The sequence below is a fragment of the uncultured Paracoccus sp. genome (assembly GCF_947496875.1).
In the GTDB taxonomy this organism is placed as follows: domain Bacteria; phylum Pseudomonadota; class Alphaproteobacteria; order Rhodobacterales; family Rhodobacteraceae; genus Paracoccus.
On sequence record NZ_CANMEH010000001.1, the window covers coordinates 413992 to 432874 of the forward strand.

Consider the following 18883-nt stretch of genomic DNA (forward strand, 5'->3'; position numbering starts at 1 on the left):
CGCCACCACGCCTGGAGATGCACCGCCCTGGAGCACGTCGATCCTGAAGTCCGATCTCTCCCAACCGCCTGCCTCGCCGCGCACCGGCCTCTCGCCGGTTCTGCGAGGTACAGTTGATGGCGATGTCTGCTCTGCTTCCCGGCAGGCCGGCCGATCTCTTTCCCGGCTTTGCGGTCTCGGCCCTGATCGCCGCGACGGCGCAGTTCCTGTCCGAGCACTACGGCGCGCCGGCCATGCTGCTTGCGCTGTTGCTTGGGCTCGCCTTGAACTTCCTGGCCGAGGACGGGACGAAGACTGCGCCCGGCATTGCCGTGACCGCCCGCACTGTGCTGCGACTCGGGGTGGCACTGCTCGGGGCTCGGATCTCCGTGGACATGCTGGCTCAGCTCGGCTGGCCGTTGGTGCTGCTGGTGGTCGGCGGGGTGATCGCGACAATACTGTTCGCGCTGCTTGCGGCGCGAGTGGTCGGCCGTCGGTGGCGCTTCGCGCTGCTGACCGGCGGCTCGGTGGCCATCTGCGGCGCCTCGGCGGCGATGGCGATCGCGGCGGTGCTGCCGCGGCATGAGCGTTCCGAGCGGGACCTTGTCTTCACTGTGCTGGCGGTGACGGTGCTGTCGACTGTCGCCATGGTCCTGTATCCGATGCTGTCCGGAGCGTTTGGCTTTGACGACCGCACGGCGGGGGTGTTCCTTGGCGGCACCATCCATGATGTGGCGCAGGTGGTCGGCGCCGGATTCTCCATCAGCCCCGAAGCGGGCGAGACGGCCACCCTGGTGAAGCTGATCCGGGTGTCGATGCTGGCACCGGTTGTGCTGGCCTTCTCGGTCATCATCCGTGCGCAAGGGCTGGCGGACAACGCGGGGGGCGCGAGCCCGCCGCTGCTGCCCAGTTTCGTCGTCGGCTTCTTGATTCTGGCGGCGGCGAACTCTCTGGGGCTGATCCCGGCCGTGCTGGCCGAGGCCGCGGGGACGGTGTCACGCTGGTGCCTGCTGATCTCCATCGCGGCGGTGGGCGTGAAGACCTCGCTCGGCAAGATGCTCGAGGTCGGCAGCGGCGCGATCGTGCTGCTTGTGATCGAAACGCTGTTCCTGGGCACCTGGATTCTCCTGGGCCTCCATCTGCTGAGGTGAGACGTGAACCCGCTCGACCGCATTATCGAAACTGCCCGCGCCCGCCGCGCCCATATCATCCTGCCCGAGGGCCGCGATCCCCGCGTGCGTGAAGCCGCCGCCCGCGTTGTCGCCGAAGGCATCGCCCGTATCACGCTGTTAGACGGCGAGGCGCCCGGCGCAGCCAGCATCGACAGTGCGACTGCGCTCGACCTCCCCGAACTCGCCGCAACCTGGCACGACCTGCGCAAGGGCAAGGGGCTGACAGCCGAGGCCGCGCTTGACGAGGTGCGCGATCCCATCCGCCAAGCTGCGATACGGGTGCGGTTGGGTCAGGCGGACGGCACTGTCGGCGGCGCGGTTGCGACCACTTCCGACACAGTCCGCGCCGCCTTGCAGGCGATCGGCCGCGCGCCGGGCGTGCGGATCGTGTCGAGCTTCTTTCTGATGCTTCCGCCTGAGGGCAGGGCGCCCCGGACTGAAACCAGCATGGGCTCGCCCACCGACTCTGACGCGGCAGCGGATGCGGGCACGCACACGGGCCGCAATGTCGAGGATGCGATTACCGTGGGCGTCAGAGGTCTTGCCGCCGATCCCCTGAAAAGCGGAATGATATTTGCCGATTGTGGGTTGGTGATTGCCCCGGACGCCGCGGAGCTCGCCGACATCGCGATCGCCGCCGCTGGTTCCTGCCAGCGTCTGCTGGAGCAGACGCCGCGGGTCGCCCTGCTGTCGTTCTCGACCGCCGGGTCGGCAGAGCATCCGAGCCTCGGCCGCATCCGTGAGGCGCTCGCCCTCGTCCGAGAGCGAATGCCGAAGCTGGAGATTGATGGTGAACTGCAATTCGACGCTGCGCTCGACGAGGAGGTCCGGGCGAAGAAGGCGCCGCGAAGCAGGCTGACCGGCCCGGCCAACGTTTTTATTTTCCCGGACCTCGCCTCGGGAAATATCGGCTACAAGATTGCCCAAAGGCTCGGAGGGCTGACCGCCGTCGGGCCGATCCTCCAAGGTCTCGCCCGCCCGGCAAACGACCTCTCCCGCGGTTGCTCAGTGCAGGACATAATCGCAGCAGTTGCGGTTACTGCCGTTCAGTGACGCGAGGCCGAGTCGAAAAGCGAAGTCTCTCGTTCCACGCCGGTTTCTACTGTGCAGCGGGGATGTCTCTAAGCCAGGCAACGAGCACCAGTCCTCAACGCTCCGCTTACGGCGGTTCCGAATGTCTTTTTTCGCCGACGCAGTCGTATAGGTGTAGGTTTAGGCGCACCATTCCCCGGCACGCGGCGAATCGGGACATTGTGTGCGGTTGAATGGAAGCGCTGAAATAAAGTTCGCACGGCCGCTTACATCTTAGAAGCGGAAAAGCGTCTTGCGGCATGAAGGGTCGCCGAACAATATCGGCGACCCTCCTTTGTGTGTTGCCGCGGGCGGGTTCCTGACGGCTACTCTGCAGCGTTGTTCCGCACCTCTGCCGCGCCGTTCACGACTTGCGATTGAAGCTCCAGAACACGTGAGTGGTAGGGATACACAAGTTCGGCAAAGTCCGACTGAGACTTGTAGACCCGAGCAAAGAACTCATCGCCGCCAATATATTCCTGAACGACGTCGTTCTGCGCCTGGATGAAGAGGTCGTAATATTCATCCGGCGTGTCGAGAACATTGATGCCCCCCTCCTCGTACTCGCGGACGGCGAGCGCATTTTCGTGGAGGTTCACCGCGTTTGTCATCGCGACGTTGGCGAGCGCCGCGGCCTCGATGATCGCTTTCAAATCGTCCGGAAGCCGCTCCCAGAGCGAACCGTTGATCAGCAACTCGCCAACATCAGTTTGCTGATGCAGGCCCTGCAGGTAATAGTACTCCCAGATATTGCTGAGGCCCAGGTTCCTGTCATCCGCCGGCCCGATCCATTCGGCCGCGTCGATCGTGCCGCGCTGCGCGGCGGGCACAATGTCACCGCCTGGCATGGCCACAGCTGGCACGCCCATCGCGTTGTAAGTCTGGCCTGCGATGCCCGGGGGAGCGCGATACTTGATGCTCCGAAACTCCTCCATATCCTCGAACGGCCGCGAGAACCACCCAAGCGGGTCTGGTCCCATGGGTTGCACCAAGAAAGGTACCACATCCAGACCCATCATATCCTGAACCAGTTCCGTGTATAGATCCCGACCCTCACCGCTATAGTACCAGGACATGAGCGTCGTCTGATCCATGCCCGTGCTGGCAGGTACATTTGAGAACAGCACAAACGCCGAATGCTTGCCTGACCAGTAATGTGGCCAGGCATAGCCCGCGTCGATCACGCCGTTGGCGACGGCATCGAGAATCTCGAAGGCCGAGACCTCCGCCCCATCCGGTAGAACCTCGATTTGCAAGCGTCCGCCGGACATTGCCTCGGCTCGAGCAGCAAAGTCTTCGGTGAGCTTGAAATAAAGACTGGAATTGGGGACGGCTGTCTGGATGTTGATGGTATAAGTCTCATCCTGCGCACTTGCGGCGCCAGTCGCGAAGAGCGCAACTGTGAAACCCAATGATGCTTCCCTGAGAAACTTCATAGACATTCTTCCTCCTGTTTGTGCGTTCGATAGATGAACTTTTGGTATGCGTGCCATCCTCCTTCAGATCTTTGCCCGTCAATTTGCCAGCGTCCGCGGAAGCCAGAGGACCAGTTCGGGAAAAGCCACCAGAAGCAGGACTACGATCAACTGAAGCACGACAAACTGGCTCATCCCAACGTAGATGTCTCCCATCCTCCATTGCGGCACAACACCTTTGAGAAAATAGGCGGACAGTGCCATTGGAGGGGTCAGCCATGAAGTCTGGAGGGTCACGGCTACAAGAATGCTGAACCAGAGCGGGTCATAGCCCATCTCGATCATTGTGGGGAGGAAGATGGGCACGATCACCAGTACGATCGGTATCCATTCAAGCGGTGAGCCGAGCACGAAAACGATGCCCAAGATAATCAGAAGCATCACGTTGGGTGAGAAGGGCAGCCCGATAAGAAAGTCCGTCAACAATCGCGCGCTGCCGAGGCGGGAGAAGACCGCGCCGAAGAAGTTGGCAGAACCAAGAAGAAACATGATCATCGCCGACATGATCAGCGTATTGTAGACGCAGCGCTTGAAAGACGACCAACTCATACTCCGATAGAGGACTGCGAGTACCAGCGAAGCGAACGCGCCGCTTGCCGCCGCGTCCGTCGGGGTGGCAATTCCAGCGATGATGACACCAAGCGTAAACGTGATGACGACCATCACTGGCAAAACCCCAAACAATAGTTCCTTGAGCTTCTCGCGCGTCGTCGTTTCGCTCATTTCGCCAGTGGTGACCGGCGGGCCGAGGGTCGGGTTGATGTAACTGCGGACCAGGGTGTAGGCGATGTAGACCAACGAGAGCAGCAGGCCGGGAATTATGGCTGCGGTGAAAAGATCAGTTACGGGCACACCCACAACGGGCCCCATGACGATAAGAAGGATGCTCGGCGGGATCAAAACGCCAAGGGTGCCGCCCGCAGCGATCGCACCGGCCGACATGCGGATGTCATAGCCGGAAGACTGCATGATGGGTGCAGCCATAACCCCGAGTACCGTGACGGAGGCGCCAACTATACCGGTGGCAGCCGCAAAAATTGTCGCCACCAGAAGGACGACGAGGTACAGTGCACCGCGTATCCGGCCCAAGAGCAGACGCAGCGCCTGAAACATGCGTTCCATCAAACCTGATTGTTCGAGTACAAAGCCCATGAACAGGAATAGCGGTATCGCCGCCATCGTCGTGTTCCGCATGAGGGAGAAGAACTGGAACTGCATAAGCGATACAACCCGCTCGCCCATGCCGAACCAGCCGAATACCAGAGAGATGAAGATGAAGGTAAATGCCATTGGGTAGCCGGTAAGAATCCCAATGAATGCGAAGGCGAGTGCGATCAGCCCAAGTACAGGTTCGCTCACGTGTGTCCGCCTCGTTCCTGAAACGGACGATTGGAGAGAATGCTGAAAAAGCTCTTGAGCAACTCTGAGACTCCCTGGATCAGCAATAGTGCGCCTGCGATGGGCATTACAGTTTTTAGAGGGTAGATGATCGGCATCAGGGGACTGGTCGGTATGCGCTCACCCTGCTTCCAAGAGGTCACGGCATAGTCGAAGGTTGTTGCGGTGAAGAAGTACATCGCCGGAAAAAACAAGAAGAGCGTGAAGACTCCGTCGATTATTCCTTGCCAGCGGGGAGACAGGACGTTGAATAGAAAGTCCGCACGGACGTGTTTGTCGAGGCCCAGTGTATAGGCCGCTCCCAGCATGAAAAGCGCTCCGTAGAGCATAAAAGTCGCATCGTAGGCCCACATCGTCGGTCTGTTGAACACGAACCGGGCGACGACTTCCCATATGAGCGCACCAATCATTGGCACGATAAGCCAAGCCGCCGCTTTACCCACGACCATCGCCGGCATGTCCAGGATGTTTGCAGCACGCCGCAGCCGGCGCTCCTGCACGTCGCTTATTGCCATTCACGGCTCCTTCACTCGCGCGCAACTTTGCAGGCCACCCGTAGTGGTTCTCTCAGTGAACACCCGGTGGACTGACGGAAAACGAGACCGTTGGGCTCATCCAGCAGCAACTTAGTGCGATTCGCAACGGTTATTATCCCGGCGCTGGCGACAAGGTTTGCTGCTCAGTCCCTGAGCATGAGGCTCGACAGATTATCGGCAGCGGCGCGCAATTGCGGCAGGAACGTCAGGGCGTGCGAGAGGTCAAACCGCTGTGTCGGCGCATGGAACGACAAGGTGGAGGCCAGTCGTCCGTTGCTCTCGAGGATCGGCACAGCAACCGCGACCATGCCCGAGATGAATTCCTGATCGTCGGTTGCGTATCCGAGCCTGCGGATTTCCGCTATTTCGGCCCGGAGGCGAAGTTGGTCGGTGATCGTAGCTGGTGTATGGCGGTTGAGATCGGCCGCCGATGCAAAGCTCTCGAAATGTCGTCCAGTTAGCGAGCTGAGATACATCTTGCCGCTGGCCGTGCAGTGGAACGGTACCCGCGTTCCGATGGGCAGCTGGATACGCAACGGCCATTCCGTCTCGACCCGCTCGACGTAGATCATGGCCGTCCGGTCGGGCAGTGCCACATTACAGGTCTCGCCGATTTCGGAGGCCAAGCGTGTAAGGACTGCAATGCGGGCAGTGCGAACACGGAGCGATGACATGATGCCGCCGGCAAGTTCTCGTACTCGACGCCCCGGGGTGTAGCTCCGCCCGTCGATGTCGCGCTGCAGGTATCCCGCCTCCTCCAAGGTGGCGAAAAGCCGGTGAATGGTCGGCTTCGGCAGACCGAGCGTTTCGTTCACCATCGTGGGTGTCACGGGCACGCCAACCCGGGCGACTTCCTCCAGAACGAGGAGCAGGCGCAGGCTCGGGAGCGAGGTAGCCTGGTCGTCGTCGGAATGAGGCATGGCGTCTCTTGATCTCAAATGTGCTGTGCAGAAGTGCCACACATACTGCGGAACGGAAAGTTCGGGCATTCGGCAGAGTCTGCAAATGGATCAATGAGACTTGCGGTCTCATATTTCTCCATGGTATTCAGGTTCATCCAGTTGGACAGGGGACTCTGTAATGGATGTCTTGACAGCCGATTACGTTGTCGTTGGCGCAGGTTCTGCAGGCTGCGTCTTGGCCAATCGGCTCAGCGCCAACCCATCCGTGCGGGTCGTTTTGCTCGAAGCGGGCGGCCGCGACTGGAACCCGTGGATCCACATCCCGGTGGGATACTTCAAGACGATGCACAATCCAGCGGTGGATTGGTGCTACAGGACCGAGCCGGACGAAGGACTGAATGGCCGCCAGTTGGACTGGCCGCGCGGAAAGGTACTGGGAGGTTCGTCGTCCCTCAACGGTTTGCTGTATGTACGCGGACAGCCGCAGGACTACGACCGCTGGCGGCAGATGGGAAATGTCGGATGGGGATGGGATGACGTCCTGCCGCTGTTCAAGCGAGCAGAGGGGCAGGAGCGCGGCGCTGACGAGTACCACGGCGCGGATGGACCGCTCACGGTTTCCGACATGCGTCTGTCGAGGCCGATTTGTGACGCCTGGGTGTCCGCCGCCCAGAGTGCCGGCTACAACTTCAACTCCGATTATAACGGGGTGAGTCAGGAGGGCGTCGGATACTTCCAACTCACCGCCCGGAACGGGTGGCGCTGTAGCGCCGCGGTTGCGTATCTCAATCCGGCCCGCAAGCGCCCTAACCTTCGCATAGTGACACGCGCGCATGTTACCCGAGTGATGATAGAGGGTGGACGAGCCACGGGCGTGGTCTATCGCGAGAAAGGTGGTGCGGAGCAGCAGGTTTTCGCGGGCGCGGAGGTCGTTCTTGCATCAGGCGCAATCGGTTCGCCCCAATTGCTGATGCTGTCGGGCGTGGGAGACGCAGGACATCTGCGTGAGCAAGGGATCAGCGTTGTCGCCGATCTGCCCGGTGTGGGGCGGAACCTGCAAGATCACCTTCAGGCGCGTCTCGTGTTCAAGTGCAACGAAAAGACGCTGAATGATGAGGTCCGTAGCTTGTTAAATCAGGCCGGCATCGCGCTCAGATATGCGATTTCGCGTTCGGGGCCGATGGCAATGGCGGCGAGCCTTGCCACCGGTTTTCTGCGCACCTCCGAAAACCTCGAGACGCCTGACATTCAGTTCCATGTGCAGCCCTGGTCTGCCGATAGCCCCGGAGAGGGAGTGCACCCGTTCTCAGCTTTCACCACATCCGTTTGCCAACTGCGGCCGGAGAGCCGGGGAGAGATCCGGCTCAAATCTTCGGACCCCAAGACGTATCCGGCGATCCGTCCCAACTACCTGGCGACGGACACAGATCAACGCACAATAGTGGAAGGGATCAGGATTGCCCGCCGCATTGCGGGTATGGAGCCTCTTAGGTCGAAGATCACCGAGGAGTATCGGCCTGGCTTGGCCGCGCAAACAGATGACGAACTGCTTGAGTGGGCCCGCAATACTGCCACAACCATCTATCACCCGACCGGAACTTGCAAGATGGGCTCTGGGCGCGATTCGGTGGTTGACGCCCGGCTTCGCGTCCGTGGTATCAATGGGCTGCGGGTGGCCGACTGCTCCATCATGCCCGAGATCGTCTCAGGCAATACGAACGCTCCGGCAATCATGATCGGCGAGAAGGCAAGCGATCTGATTATTGAGGACAGGTGAGCGCCGAATTCTGTTGTGATGCCAAGCACAAATTTGCCGTTGCAGCTGGAATCAGCGGGCTGACGTCCGCTGTGACAAACCGGCAACTGATGTAAGGATAAACCAACGAAGCCCCAATCAAATGCCCATTACTAAGGCCCAATTATTGGTGAAGAAAAGGGGCTCCGACAGATTGATAGATTGAGCCCGCAGGCGGAGTCACGGTCGGGCCAGTAACGATACAAAAGCAACTATTCCGGGTTTCGCATGGGATTATCAAATGACGTGCGCTCGGTAGCGGGCTTAATTTCCCCTCTCCGGAGTTGACATGATCACGGACGAGAGTAGGCTTACCATGTCGCCCGCGTCCTGAGCGGGTGAGTACGGCAGTTTCGCCCGCATTCGCTTGGTGATCTTAACTCAGAGGTTTGAAGCATGACTCCGACAACCATGATTTCACGCCGGAAGCTGCTCATTACGACGGCGATGGCCACGCCCGTGATGGTGTTGGGCGTGCCGTTGTTGGCTCAGGAGCCGCAGCGAGGCGGAACTCTTGTCCAGCTTGTGGAGGATACTCCGCGGCACTTCAATCCTGCTGTTCAATCTGGGATTGCGACCGGCGAGCCTGGGACGCAGATCTTCGCCTCGCTCTTGCGCTTTGACGAGGGTTTCGAGCCGCAGCCCTACCTTGCTGAAAGCTGGGAAATGTCCCAGGATGGCCTGAAAGTGACCGTTACTCTGGTCGAAAATGCGACTTTCCATGACGGCGAGCCGATTACATCCGAAGATGTAGCGTTCTCGATTGAGACAGTAAAAAAATACCACCCATTCACTGCAATGTTTGCGCCTGTCGATTCCGTCGATACGCCTGATGCGCGAACCGCGGTCATAAACCTTGGCCGACCGCATCCGGCGATCTATCTTGCGATGTCATCCCAGCTGCTCTCGATCATTCCGAAGCACATCTACGGTGATGGGCAGGATATCCCGTCTCATCCGCGTAATACCGAGAACGTGGTCGGATCGGGTCCGTTCAGGTTGACTGAGTTCAACCGCGGACAGAACTACATCCTTGAACGGTATGAGAACTTTTTCATCAAAGAGCGACCTTATCTTGACCGCATAGTCACGCGGATCATCGAAGATTCCTCGGCGCGGGCGATAGCAATGGAGAATGGCGAGGCTCAGCTCACCGCGTTTGAGTCAAACCCTCGCGACATCAAGCGCATGGAGGCAAACCCCAATCTCGAGGTTACATCAGAAGGATACGCCGGGATTGGTCCGCTGGTTTGGCTCGCCTTCAACACTAAGAAAGCCCCGCTTGACGACAAGCGTGTTCGTCAGGCAATTGCCTGCGCGGTAGACCGAGATTTCATCGTAAACGCACTTCTGCTTGGAACGGCAGCACCAACACTGAATGGTATCCATCCGGGCAGTCCCTTCTACAATCCGGACGTTGATCCATATGCATTGGATCTGGATAGGGCGAACGCCCTCCTCGACGAAGCTGGTCATGCACCCGACGCGAATGGGACGCGGTTCAGCCTCGTCATCGACTACGGTTCGGAGCCCACCAAACCGATGGCCGAATATATCCGGCCTGCGCTGAAAAAGATCGGGATCGACGTATCGGTCCGGTCGGCGCCGGACTTCGCGACCTGGGCGCAGCGTATCTCGAATTATGATTTCGATATGACTTGGGACACAGTGTTCAATTGGGGCGATCCTGTTATCGGCGTAAACCGAACTTATCAGAGCAGTAATATTAGGCCGGGAGTGATTTGGTCAAACACACAGCAATATGAAAGTCAGAAGGTGGACGAAATCATCGCCGCCGCAAACGTTGAGAACGATCCCGAGAAACGGAAGCAGCTCTACTTTGATATGCAGGAGATCTTAAATGACGATCTTCCACTCTATCCGGTATATACGGTCCCGTATCACACGATCAACTCGACGCGGGTCGGTAATCCGCCGCGAGGAATTTGGGCGACGTGCGCACCTTTGGATCGCGTATTTCTGAAGTCGTGAAACTTGGCCGGGATTCGAGAGAGGCGACTTGGAGATGATGTTCACTATCCTCCAGAAAGTAGCTTATTCAGGCCTCCTCCTTCTTGCCGTGATAGTGCTGAACTTTTTCCTGCTTCACGCGGCGCCGGGGGATGTAGCTGACACGATTGCACAGAGCATGGGTGGTGCAGATGCCGAAACCATGGAGCGCATCCGAGCGGACTACGGCCTCGATCTCCCGTTGTGGCAGCAACTTTTGGAATACGTGACCGGTGTGCTGCACGGCGATCTGGGGTACTCGTTCTTCTTCAATGTTCCCGTCACCGAGCTTCTGTTGGAACGTTTACCAGCAACATTGTTACTGGTCATTACAGCACAACTTCTCGCGCTCACTGTCGGGGTTCTGCTGGGGGTGATCTCCGCAAGGCGTCCTAACGGGCTGGCCAGTCACTTTGTAACACTTCTCGCTCTGTTCGGCTATTCTGCTCCCGTATTCTGGACCGGGATCATGCTCTTGATAGTCTTTTCATTGATGGTTCCCATTTTTCCTGTTGCAGGCATGTCCGACGCGACCTTGACAGGTGGATGGTGGGCCCACGCCGTGGATGTGGCGCATCACCTCGTTCTGCCGGCGATCACGTTGGCCTCGATTTTTCTCGCGCTCTATTCGCGTCTATGTCGAGCCTCGATGCTCGAAGTGCTCGGATCCGACTATATCCGCACGGCCAAGGCAAAAGGTCTAAGCGAGGGGCAGGTCGTGGTGAAGCATGCGCTCAAAAACGCACTGTCGCCGGTCGTCACGCTGGCCGGTCTCCAGTTTTCCGCTGTCGTTTCCGGCGCCGTATTGGTGGAAACGGTTTTTTCTTGGCCTGGGCTTGGCACGCTCGCGCTGCAGTCCATCATCGCGCGCGACACGCCGACGATCCTCGGGATTCTTTTTTTCTCATCTTTAGTCGTAGTAGTGGTGAACCTGATTACTGATATGGTGCTTCGCTTGATTGACCCGCGCATTCGAACAGGCGTGGCATGACGGACTTCGCCACTCCCGTGCCGCCCGAGATCGAACAACCGCGCGCGCCTCTGGCCGAGACAACGGAAATGTTCCTGCACAATCATGCGGCGGTCGCAGGTCTGATTGTGCTTGTGCTGGTCGTCTTGGCCGCGATTTTCGGACCGAGCCTTTATGGAGTTGACCCGTACGAGATGGTCTGGGCACCGTTTACGCCTCCGGGGTCAGAAGGTTATCTGCTGGGAACAGATTATCTCGGTCGCGACCTCCTCGCCGGAATACTTGCCGGAGCGCGCGTCTCGCTGACGATCGGCATGGCGGCGGCGATCATGTCGGTCTTTATAGGCATCACAATCGGCGCAGTGGCCGGCTTCTTTCGGGGCTGGGTAGAAGAAGTATTGATGCGAGTCACCGAGTTCTTCCAGGTCCTCCCCACGCTGCTTTTCTCTATGGTGATCGTGTCGCTTTTCGGTGCATCCCTTCCGGTCATCACTGTCGCCATTGGCCTCGTGAGTTGGACCGCGGTCGCGCGAATCACGCGGGCCGAATTCATGCGAATTCGTGAACTTGAGTATGTTATGGCTGCGCGCGCAAGTGGTGCTGGCAATTTCAAACTGATCTTTCGTGTCGTGCTGCCGAATGCGTTGCCGCCGATCATTGTGCAGGCTGCGCTTATGGTCGGGACAGCGATCCTGTTTGAAGCGGGACTGAGCTTCCTCGGCCTCACAGATCCGAATGTCGTAAGTTGGGGGCAGATCATCGGCTCGAACCGCCCATATATCCTGGATGCGAACTACACAGTGACACTGCCCGGCCTCGCGATCTTCGTAACTGTACTCGCGATTAGCCTCGTTGGCGACGGGCTGAACGACGCACTCAATCCGCGGCTTAGGGCTCGCTGATGCCTCCCGATCCAATCCTCGAAGTAAAAGGTTTGCGGGTGGAGCTGTCTACGCGAAGTGGCACCGTTCCGGTCCTCGACGATCTCAGTTTCTCGATCGACGCTGGTGAAACGCTTGCCTTTGTCGGAGAGAGTGGCTGCGGTAAGTCGATGACCGCCCTCGCCGTTATGGGTCTCGTCCCACATCCGATCGGCCGGATCGCCTCCGGTTCGATCCGGCTCGCAGGGGAGGATCTGACGAGAGTGCCCGAAAAGCGGATGCGCGCCGTGCGCGGCAATGACGTATCAATGATTTTCCAGGAGCCTATGACGGCGCTCAATCCGGTATATACCGCTGGAGAGCAGATTGCGGAATCTCTCCGCCGGCATCAGGATATGGGCCGCCGCGCCGCGTGGGAGCATGCGATAGAAATGCTGGCCGCTGTCGGAATTCCGGATCCCCGCGGGCGCGCCAGCGCGTATCCGCACCAGATGTCTGGCGGGCAGCGCCAACGCGTAATGATCGCGATGGCGCTTGCCTGTCGCCCCAAGGTGCTCATTGCGGATGAACCTACGACGGCCCTCGACGTGACGGTGCAGGCGCAGATTTTTGAGTTGCTTAAGGACCTCCGGCGCGAGACCGGGACGGCGCTGATTCTGATCACGCACGACATGGGCGTCGTGGCGGAGATGGCCGAGCGGATGATCGTGATGTATGCAGGTCGCAAGGTCGAAGACGGCATGGTGACCGATGTCATCGCAGAACCGAAGCATCCGTATACGCGCGGCCTCATCTCCTGCGTGCCGCATCTCGCGGAGGTACTGACTGAGGAGCGCCCAGATCTGACCGAGGTTCCCGGCGTCGTGCCGCCACTGACGCAGTTTGGACGTGATATGTGCTTGTTCTCCTCCCGCTGTCCACTGGCGGACGATAAGTGTTGGGAAGAAAGACCTCCCGAGCGGCGGTTCGGCGCTGGTCACGTCGCGGCATGCTGGCATGCAGAGGAGGTATCATGACGCCCCCCCTGCTTTCCGTCAAAGACCTGACGGTGCGCTTCAAGGTTCGTGGCGCTGCGCCGTTCCGCGAGGCGGCTTACCTCACGGCAGTAGACGGAGTGACATTCGACGTTGCGCGCGGAGAGTCGCTCGGAATTGTGGGAGAGTCAGGCTCGGGCAAATCCACTACTGCCCTCGCGATTGCGCGGCTGATCACGCACCATTCTGGGGAAGTCCGGCTCGACGGGGAGGACCTTCTGGCACTCAAAGGAGGAGATCTGCGCCGCGCCCGTCGAAAGTTTCAGTTCATTTTTCAGGACCCGTATTCCAGCCTTAATCCGCGTAGGCGTGCGGCTGAGATCGTGACTGAGCCGCTGGCGTCGATAGGCTTGGTGCCCAAGGGCGACCGCAGGAAGTTGGTGGACGATCTTTTCGAGGCGGTTGGCCTTCGTCCCGAGCAGCAGAACCTGTTTCCGCACCAGTTCTCCGGGGGTCAGCGGCAGCGGATCGGCATCGCTCGCGCATTGGCACCGAACCCCGCACTCGTGATCTGCGACGAAGCTGTCTCGGCTCTGGACGTGGCCGTTCAGGCCCAAATTCTTAACCTCCTGCGGCGTCTTCAGCGCGAACGCGGTCTGACTTATCTGTTCATCTCGCACGATTTGGGTGTCGTGCAGCATATGTGCGATCGCATCGCAGTTATGTATATGGGAAAGATCGTGGAGTTCGCGGACCGTCTCTCTCTCTTCAATTCGCCGCTTCACCCTTATACCTGCGCGCTCCTTTCGGCCGTTCCCAGCGTCGATCCGGATCGGCGGGCGAGAACAAAGCGGATTCTGATCACCGGCGAGCCGCCGAGCCCAACATCTCCACCACCCGGTTGTCGGTTCGCCTCAAGATGCCCCGTCGCCGAGCCCCGCTGCAAAACGGAACCTCCACCACTGCGAGAGGTCCGGGAGGGGCATCGCGTCGCGTGCCACCTGGTGGGAGACGACGCACGCGCGCCGGTCTGAGCTGGCGGGCGGGCCACACAGGGGGACGAAGCTGAGTAGGAGCATGACATGACCAAGGCAATACGGGTGCTTCGAGCCCGTAAGATCGTCACGATGAACGGCTATCTTCCTGAAGCGACTCATGTAGCGATCAGTGACGGACGCATCCTCGGCGTTGGCGGGCCGGAGGTCCTGGAAACGTTCGGAACGGCAGATCTGGACGATAGCTTCGCCGGTAAAGTCTTGATGCCCGGTTTTGTAGAGGGGCATTGCCACGCAAAAGAGGGCGGAATGTGGGATTTCCTGTATGTGGGTTTCCTGCCGCGCCATGATCCGGACGGTAAGCTGTGGCCAGGGGCCGACAGCATGGAGGCGGTCGTGTCCCGTTTGAGAGAGGCGTCTGACGCGATGGAGGATCGGGAGGCTCCGCTCTATGCTTGGGGCTTCGATCCAATATATTTTGATGGCGTGCGGATGTCGCTTGCGGATATCAACCGGGTGTCGGACACGCGGCCGATCGTCGTTATGCATTCCAACGGTCACGTAATCAACGTGAATTCCGTCGTGCTGGATCGCGCCGGAATCGGTCGCGAGACGAACGTTCACGGGGTTATCAAGGATCCTTACGGAGATCCAACCGGGGAGCTGGCAGAGACAGCGGCGAAATACATGGTATTCCGGGTTACGGGTGATCCCTTTTTCGCCGGGGTCCGCGCGAAGGATCTGGCACGGTTCGCCCAGTCAGCCGCAAATTGCGGCGTGACCACTGCGACTGACCTCTTCGCCACATTCAGCGACGAGAGCCTCGAGGCCTATCGCACTGCCACAGCCGCACCTGATTATCCGCTGCGCGTCCTGCCTGCGATGAACGTCATCGACCGCCCTCCCGAGGAAGGTATTGCAGTCCTGCGGGCTGCCATGAAGGGCAACACCGATAAACTGATTTTCGGTCTCTGCAAGGTTATGACAGACGGTTCGATTCAGGGAATGAGCGCGCGGATGAAATGGCCGGGGTACCATAACGGCGCGCCGAACGGTGTATGGAACCTCGCTCCCGAGCAACTGACTGAGATCGTTTTAGCATATCACGCCGCAGGAGTGCATCTACATATGCACGTCAACGGTGACGAGGCGTCAGAACTGATGCTCGACGCGATTGAAGCGGCGCTGATTGCTGCTCCGCGGCCCGATCATCGGCATACGCTTCAGCACTGCCAGATGGCGGACGAGGCGCAGTTTCGGCGAATGAAGGCGCTTGGACTCTGTGTCAATCTTTTCTCCAACCACATCTATTATTGGGGCGACCAGCATCGCGAAATAACAATGGGTCCGGACCGCGCCGCCCGGATGGACGCCTGCGCCACCGCCGAACGCTTGGGCGTGCCATTCGCGATCCATTCGGACGCGCCGGTGACTCCACTCGGGCCGCTATTTACGGCATGGTGCGCGGTAAATCGCCTAACGGCGACAGGCCGGGTACTTGGGCCGCGGGAGCGAATTTCTGTCGATTCCGCCTTACATGCGATCACGCTGGGCGCGGCCTATACCATCGGCATGGACCATCTCGTTGGCTCGATCGAGCCTGGCAAATTCGCCGACTTTGCGGTCCTGGAGAGCGATCCACGCCAGATCGAACCTCAGGCTCTGCGGGATGTTGTCGTGTGGGGCACCATCGTTGGGGGTGTACCGCAGCGTGCTGCGGGACGGGACGATTGATGGCTGGGGCTACGCGCGCGTTCACAGTCATCGGCGGTTTTCTCGGTGCTGGAAAGACGACGCTTGTAAACCGTATCTTGGCAGAGGCGGATGGTGTCCGCTACGCGGTGATGGTCAATGACTTCGGGAGGGTGAACGTCGATGCGAGTCTGATTGCCGAGCATGACGGTCGCACGATGGCGTTGACCAACGGGTGCGTCTGCTGCTCGCTGGCGGATGGGTTCATCACCACAATGCTACGCCTCATGAAGGATCCAGAGAGCTTTGATCATGTTATAGTCGAGGCGAGTGGCGTCGCCTTGCCCGATCGGATAATGGACCTCGCCCGGTTGGAACCTGCACTCGCCCCAGACGCCATTATCGTCCTTGTCGATGCCGAAACACAGGCCGCGCGGCTGGACGATAGACATGTGGGTGAAGTCGTCGCGGCCCAAATCGAGAGTGCGGACATCATCCTCGTCACGAAACTGGATCTCGCCGGGCCCGGGGCACTCGCTGCCGCCGAGAAGGCAGTGCGCAAGCTCAACCCGACTGCCGCCATCCTCGCTGGCGATCCGGCTGAATTTCATGTTAACGGTCTCCTCGGAACGGGAGCAGCTATCTGCGCCGAGGCCGGCCGTCGTGACGTTCATGCTGGCTTTCACACCTTAACACTTACTGCGAACGAGCCCGTCTCGCACACGGAGTTCGAGCGCTTCACCGCCGCGCTCCCGAACTACGTAATCCGCGGGAAGGGTCATATTTATTTTTCTGGTTCCTCAACTGGTTTCTTGTGGCAACGCGTGGGCGCAAGAATGGGCATAACAAACACGGGGGGCCTGGGAGAAACCTCGGAGCTTGTGCTGATCGGAACAGAGCGCCTTACGGGTTTGCAAAATATCCCGACGGTGATGAAAGTTGCGATTTAGCTGTTTGGGATATTATTAGCGCAGTCCGCTGCTTAAAAATGGACGTCGGGCGCGGCAGCTAAAACTACGATATTTGTGTCATTCTTTGCGTAGCTGAGTCGGAATCATCCGGGCTTTGTGGGCCCTTGTGAAAACTGCGGAGCAGGACAGCTGCTCAGGGACTTGAGGCTCCTGGCAGTTGTCCTTCCTAACAACGATCCAGATCGTATCACGTGTACCTCGCTTCGATTGGCCGGCGCGATCGACCTGCTCGTCGACAACTCGGGACGGTTTTCGTGGCGGCTTTGTGGCAGAGGAGATATCTTTCGTAGGGAAGATCCGCTAATCAGCACCACTGTCCAGCCGGTAAGCATGCCGGTGCTCCTGCGATCCTCGATTGCCCAGATCCAGCGTGGAACCGAGCGCGATGAATAAGAACAGCAGGAGAAAGTCGTGCAAGAGTCTCGTTCTTGCCGTGCGCGGTTCGGCGGCGTGCCACGCAACTCCGCGCTTGCGGCAGGCTTTGTTACAAGGCGGCGCCGAGGTTCTGGACCGCTGCAACCTCACCAGGGTTGAAGCACGCCCTTGAGTTAAGGATGACCAGATCCGCTGCGCCGGGCCATCAGGACCGTCCCGGCACAAACAGGCAGGATCCGGCTTTCTCGGATCAGCTGGGCGCAAGGCGCGGTCGGGTGAGAGCCAGGAACACGGCGACCGCCAGCGTCACCAGGCCCACAGCGCCGAAGCCAGTCGCAAAGCTGCCGGTCACACCGATGATCGCCGCTATCGCGGGCGGGCCCACCACCACGCCGAAGAAAGTGAAGAACAGCGTCCCGCCGGTCATCATCCCCGCCATGCCGGGCGGGGAAAGCCGGGCGACCTCGGCGAGGAAGACGCCGTTCCAGCCGATGGCGGTTGCGCCGGACGCCACTGCGACGAGGATGACGATCCACAGCGCCCAGTCGGGGCCGGTCAGAGCCATGCCCCCCATGCAGGCGGCCATGACGATGCCCAGCAGGCTCAGCATGGTCCGCGGCCGCACATGGCGGTCGGCCAGCCAGCCCCAGAGCAGGCGCCCGAGCACCCCCGCACCTTGCGCGAACGCCATGACGATGCCGGCCAGGACGTAATCCATCCGGTAGACCTCGGTCAGCCAGATGACCATGTAGGTCGTCACGGACAGCTGCACGGCGCTGTAGAAGAACGAGCAGAAGGCGACGTCGCGCAGCGCCGGACGCTCCAGGATCAGCCGCAGCGGCGCCAGCACGTCGCGCCTGCGCCGGTGTGCCGGCCGGTCATGCAGCCCGGCGGCGTCCAGCGCATTCCGCACTGGCTGGCTCAGCGCGGCCATGCCGACGCAGAGGGCTGACACCATCATCAGCGCCGCCTGCCATCCCCAACTTGCGACCACCGGCGGCACGATGATCCCCGCCATCGCGCCGCCCAGCGGCACCCCCGTCTGCTTGAACGAGAAGGTCAGGCCCATGCGGTGCGGCGGGGTGGTCCGCGCCAGCAGATGCGAGCTGGAGGGCGTGATCGGACCATAGCCGAGGCCGATCACCAGCGCGCCGAGGGCCATCCACGCCAGCACGCCCGTGGCGGTCAGCTGCAGCCCGGCCGCGCAGAACAGAAGCGCGATCTGGCTGACCCGGACCGGCCCAAACCGGTCGATCAGACTGCCGCTGGCCAGGGACGAGATCATCGCACCCGAGTAGACCAGCCCGATGAACACGCCCGCGAGCTTGGCGGGATAGCCTGTCGCCAGCGCCGCCTGGGGCGCCAGCACGGGCACGGTCACTGCGGCCATGGATGCCAGCGACTGGATCGCCAGCGTGACCAGCAGGGGAAGCAGGGAGGTCTTCAACAGTCCAACTCGGCGAGGGTTCGGAGCCGCGGCGTGCTCGGGTAGAAGCTTTCGGCGTATGTGAGCCATCGCCTGAGGGTCGACTCCTTATTGCCGGCCTGTTGATGACAGCGCATCCGCCCGGAAGCGGCGGTGCGCTCGGCAACCTTTTGCGTCATCTGGGACTACTCCCAAACTGCACCGTCCACGCTCGGACTTGGATCGAAGCAAATGTTGAGGTGGCGGTTACCACGGTTTCCG

Annotated in this window: 15 protein-coding genes; 10 read left to right on the forward strand and 5 right to left on the reverse strand. The window is 60.1% G+C overall.

Features of this window, described 5'->3' with window-relative positions; all coding sequences use genetic code 11:
- Nucleotides 1-116 precede the first annotated feature (116 nt).
- Both Q0938_RS01980 and pta read left to right on the forward strand, forming a co-directional pair.
- Nucleotides 117-1130 carry a putative sulfate exporter family transporter gene (locus Q0938_RS01980; RefSeq protein ID WP_299358550.1) on the forward strand — a complete coding sequence of 338 codons (1014 nt, stop codon included), beginning with the start codon at nt 117-119 and terminating at the stop codon, nt 1128-1130.
- Between the two features lie 3 nt (nt 1131-1133).
- The gene (gene pta / locus Q0938_RS01985; RefSeq protein ID WP_299358552.1) at nt 1134-2204 is read left to right on the forward strand and encodes a phosphate acetyltransferase; all 1071 of its coding nucleotides are present in this window, start codon (nt 1134-1136) and stop codon (nt 2202-2204) included.
- Nucleotides 2205-2548: 344 nt separating this feature from the next.
- Here pta and Q0938_RS01990 read toward each other — a convergent pair whose 3' ends face one another.
- The 4 genes from Q0938_RS01990 to Q0938_RS02005 all read right to left on the reverse strand — a co-directional run bounded on the left by Q0938_RS01990 (nt 2549) and on the right by Q0938_RS02005 (nt 6551).
- Complete coding sequence (locus Q0938_RS01990) at nt 2549-3658, reverse strand: TRAP transporter substrate-binding protein (RefSeq protein ID WP_299358554.1); 1110 nt, start codon at nt 3656-3658, stop codon at nt 2549-2551.
- Between the two features lie 78 nt (nt 3659-3736).
- Nucleotides 3737-5056: a TRAP transporter large permease subunit gene (locus Q0938_RS01995; RefSeq protein WP_299358556.1), complete on the reverse strand. Its 1320-nt coding sequence runs from the start codon at nt 5054-5056 to the stop codon at nt 3737-3739.
- Nucleotides 5053-5610: a TRAP transporter small permease subunit gene (locus Q0938_RS02000; RefSeq protein WP_299358557.1), complete on the reverse strand. Its 558-nt coding sequence runs from the start codon at nt 5608-5610 to the stop codon at nt 5053-5055. The genes Q0938_RS01995 and Q0938_RS02000 overlap by 4 nt, the downstream gene beginning before the upstream one ends.
- Before the next feature lie 164 nt (nt 5611-5774).
- Nucleotides 5775-6551: an IclR family transcriptional regulator gene (locus Q0938_RS02005; protein WP_299358559.1), complete on the reverse strand. Its 777-nt coding sequence runs from the start codon at nt 6549-6551 to the stop codon at nt 5775-5777.
- A gap of 160 nt (nt 6552-6711) precedes the next feature.
- Between Q0938_RS02005 and Q0938_RS02010 the strand changes: the two genes are divergently transcribed.
- The 8 genes from Q0938_RS02010 (at nt 6712) to Q0938_RS02045 (ending at nt 16800) form a co-directional block, all read left to right on the forward strand.
- The gene (locus Q0938_RS02010) at nt 6712-8310 is read left to right on the forward strand and encodes a choline dehydrogenase (protein WP_299358561.1); all 1599 of its coding nucleotides are present in this window, start codon (nt 6712-6714) and stop codon (nt 8308-8310) included.
- A 414-nt stretch (nt 8311-8724) separates the two neighbouring features.
- Complete coding sequence (locus Q0938_RS02015; protein WP_299358563.1) at nt 8725-10320, forward strand: ABC transporter substrate-binding protein; 1596 nt, start codon at nt 8725-8727, stop codon at nt 10318-10320.
- A 34-nt stretch (nt 10321-10354) separates the two neighbouring features.
- The gene (locus Q0938_RS02020; protein ID WP_299358727.1) at nt 10355-11329 is read left to right on the forward strand and encodes an ABC transporter permease; all 975 of its coding nucleotides are present in this window, start codon (nt 10355-10357) and stop codon (nt 11327-11329) included.
- Nucleotides 11326-12210 carry an ABC transporter permease gene (locus Q0938_RS02025; RefSeq protein ID WP_299358565.1) on the forward strand — a complete coding sequence of 295 codons (885 nt, stop codon included), beginning with the start codon at nt 11326-11328 and terminating at the stop codon, nt 12208-12210. The genes Q0938_RS02020 and Q0938_RS02025 overlap by 4 nt, the downstream gene beginning before the upstream one ends.
- On the forward strand, nt 12210-13205 hold the full coding sequence (locus Q0938_RS02030; RefSeq protein WP_299358567.1) for an ABC transporter ATP-binding protein: 996 nt from the start codon (nt 12210-12212) through the stop codon (nt 13203-13205). The genes Q0938_RS02025 and Q0938_RS02030 overlap by 1 nt, the downstream gene beginning before the upstream one ends.
- Entirely contained in the window at nt 13202-14197 is a 996-nt protein-coding gene (locus tag Q0938_RS02035) for an ABC transporter ATP-binding protein (protein WP_299358569.1), read from the forward strand. The genes Q0938_RS02030 and Q0938_RS02035 overlap by 4 nt, the downstream gene beginning before the upstream one ends.
- Before the next feature lie 48 nt (nt 14198-14245).
- Entirely contained in the window at nt 14246-15892 is a 1647-nt protein-coding gene (locus Q0938_RS02040; protein ID WP_299358571.1) for an amidohydrolase, read from the forward strand.
- Entirely contained in the window at nt 15892-16800 is a 909-nt protein-coding gene (locus Q0938_RS02045) for a GTP-binding protein (protein ID WP_299358573.1), read from the forward strand. Before Q0938_RS02040 ends, Q0938_RS02045 begins: the two co-directional genes overlap by 1 nt.
- A gap of 646 nt (nt 16801-17446) precedes the next feature.
- Here the strand turns inward: Q0938_RS02045 and Q0938_RS02050 are convergent.
- Nucleotides 17447-18643 carry an MFS transporter gene (locus Q0938_RS02050; RefSeq protein WP_299358575.1) on the reverse strand — a complete coding sequence of 399 codons (1197 nt, stop codon included), beginning with the start codon at nt 18641-18643 and terminating at the stop codon, nt 17447-17449.
- Nucleotides 18644-18883 lie beyond the last annotated feature (240 nt).

Coding starts and splice junctions, on each gene's coding strand:
- Q0938_RS02025 (WP_299358565.1), top strand. CDS start 11,326: ATGACGGACTTCGCCACTCCCGTGCCGCCCGAGATCGAACAACCGCGC.
- Q0938_RS02020 (WP_299358727.1), top strand. CDS start 10,355: ATGATGTTCACTATCCTCCAGAAAGTAGCTTATTCAGGCCTCCTCCTT.
- Q0938_RS02005 (WP_299358559.1), bottom strand. CDS start 6,551: ATGCCTCATTCCGACGACGACCAGGCTACCTCGCTCCCGAGCCTGCGC.
- Q0938_RS01980 (WP_299358550.1), top strand. CDS start 117: ATGGCGATGTCTGCTCTGCTTCCCGGCAGGCCGGCCGATCTCTTTCCC.
- Q0938_RS02030 (WP_299358567.1), top strand. CDS start 12,210: ATGCCTCCCGATCCAATCCTCGAAGTAAAAGGTTTGCGGGTGGAGCTG.
- Q0938_RS02015 (WP_299358563.1), top strand. CDS start 8,725: ATGACTCCGACAACCATGATTTCACGCCGGAAGCTGCTCATTACGACG.
- Q0938_RS01990 (WP_299358554.1), bottom strand. CDS start 3,658: ATGAAGTTTCTCAGGGAAGCATCATTGGGTTTCACAGTTGCGCTCTTC.
- Q0938_RS02035 (WP_299358569.1), top strand. CDS start 13,202: ATGACGCCCCCCCTGCTTTCCGTCAAAGACCTGACGGTGCGCTTCAAG.
- Q0938_RS02010 (WP_299358561.1), top strand. CDS start 6,712: ATGGATGTCTTGACAGCCGATTACGTTGTCGTTGGCGCAGGTTCTGCA.
- Q0938_RS02000 (WP_299358557.1), bottom strand. CDS start 5,610: ATGGCAATAAGCGACGTGCAGGAGCGCCGGCTGCGGCGTGCTGCAAAC.
- Q0938_RS02040 (WP_299358571.1), top strand. CDS start 14,246: ATGACCAAGGCAATACGGGTGCTTCGAGCCCGTAAGATCGTCACGATG.
- Q0938_RS02045 (WP_299358573.1), top strand. CDS start 15,892: ATGGCTGGGGCTACGCGCGCGTTCACAGTCATCGGCGGTTTTCTCGGT.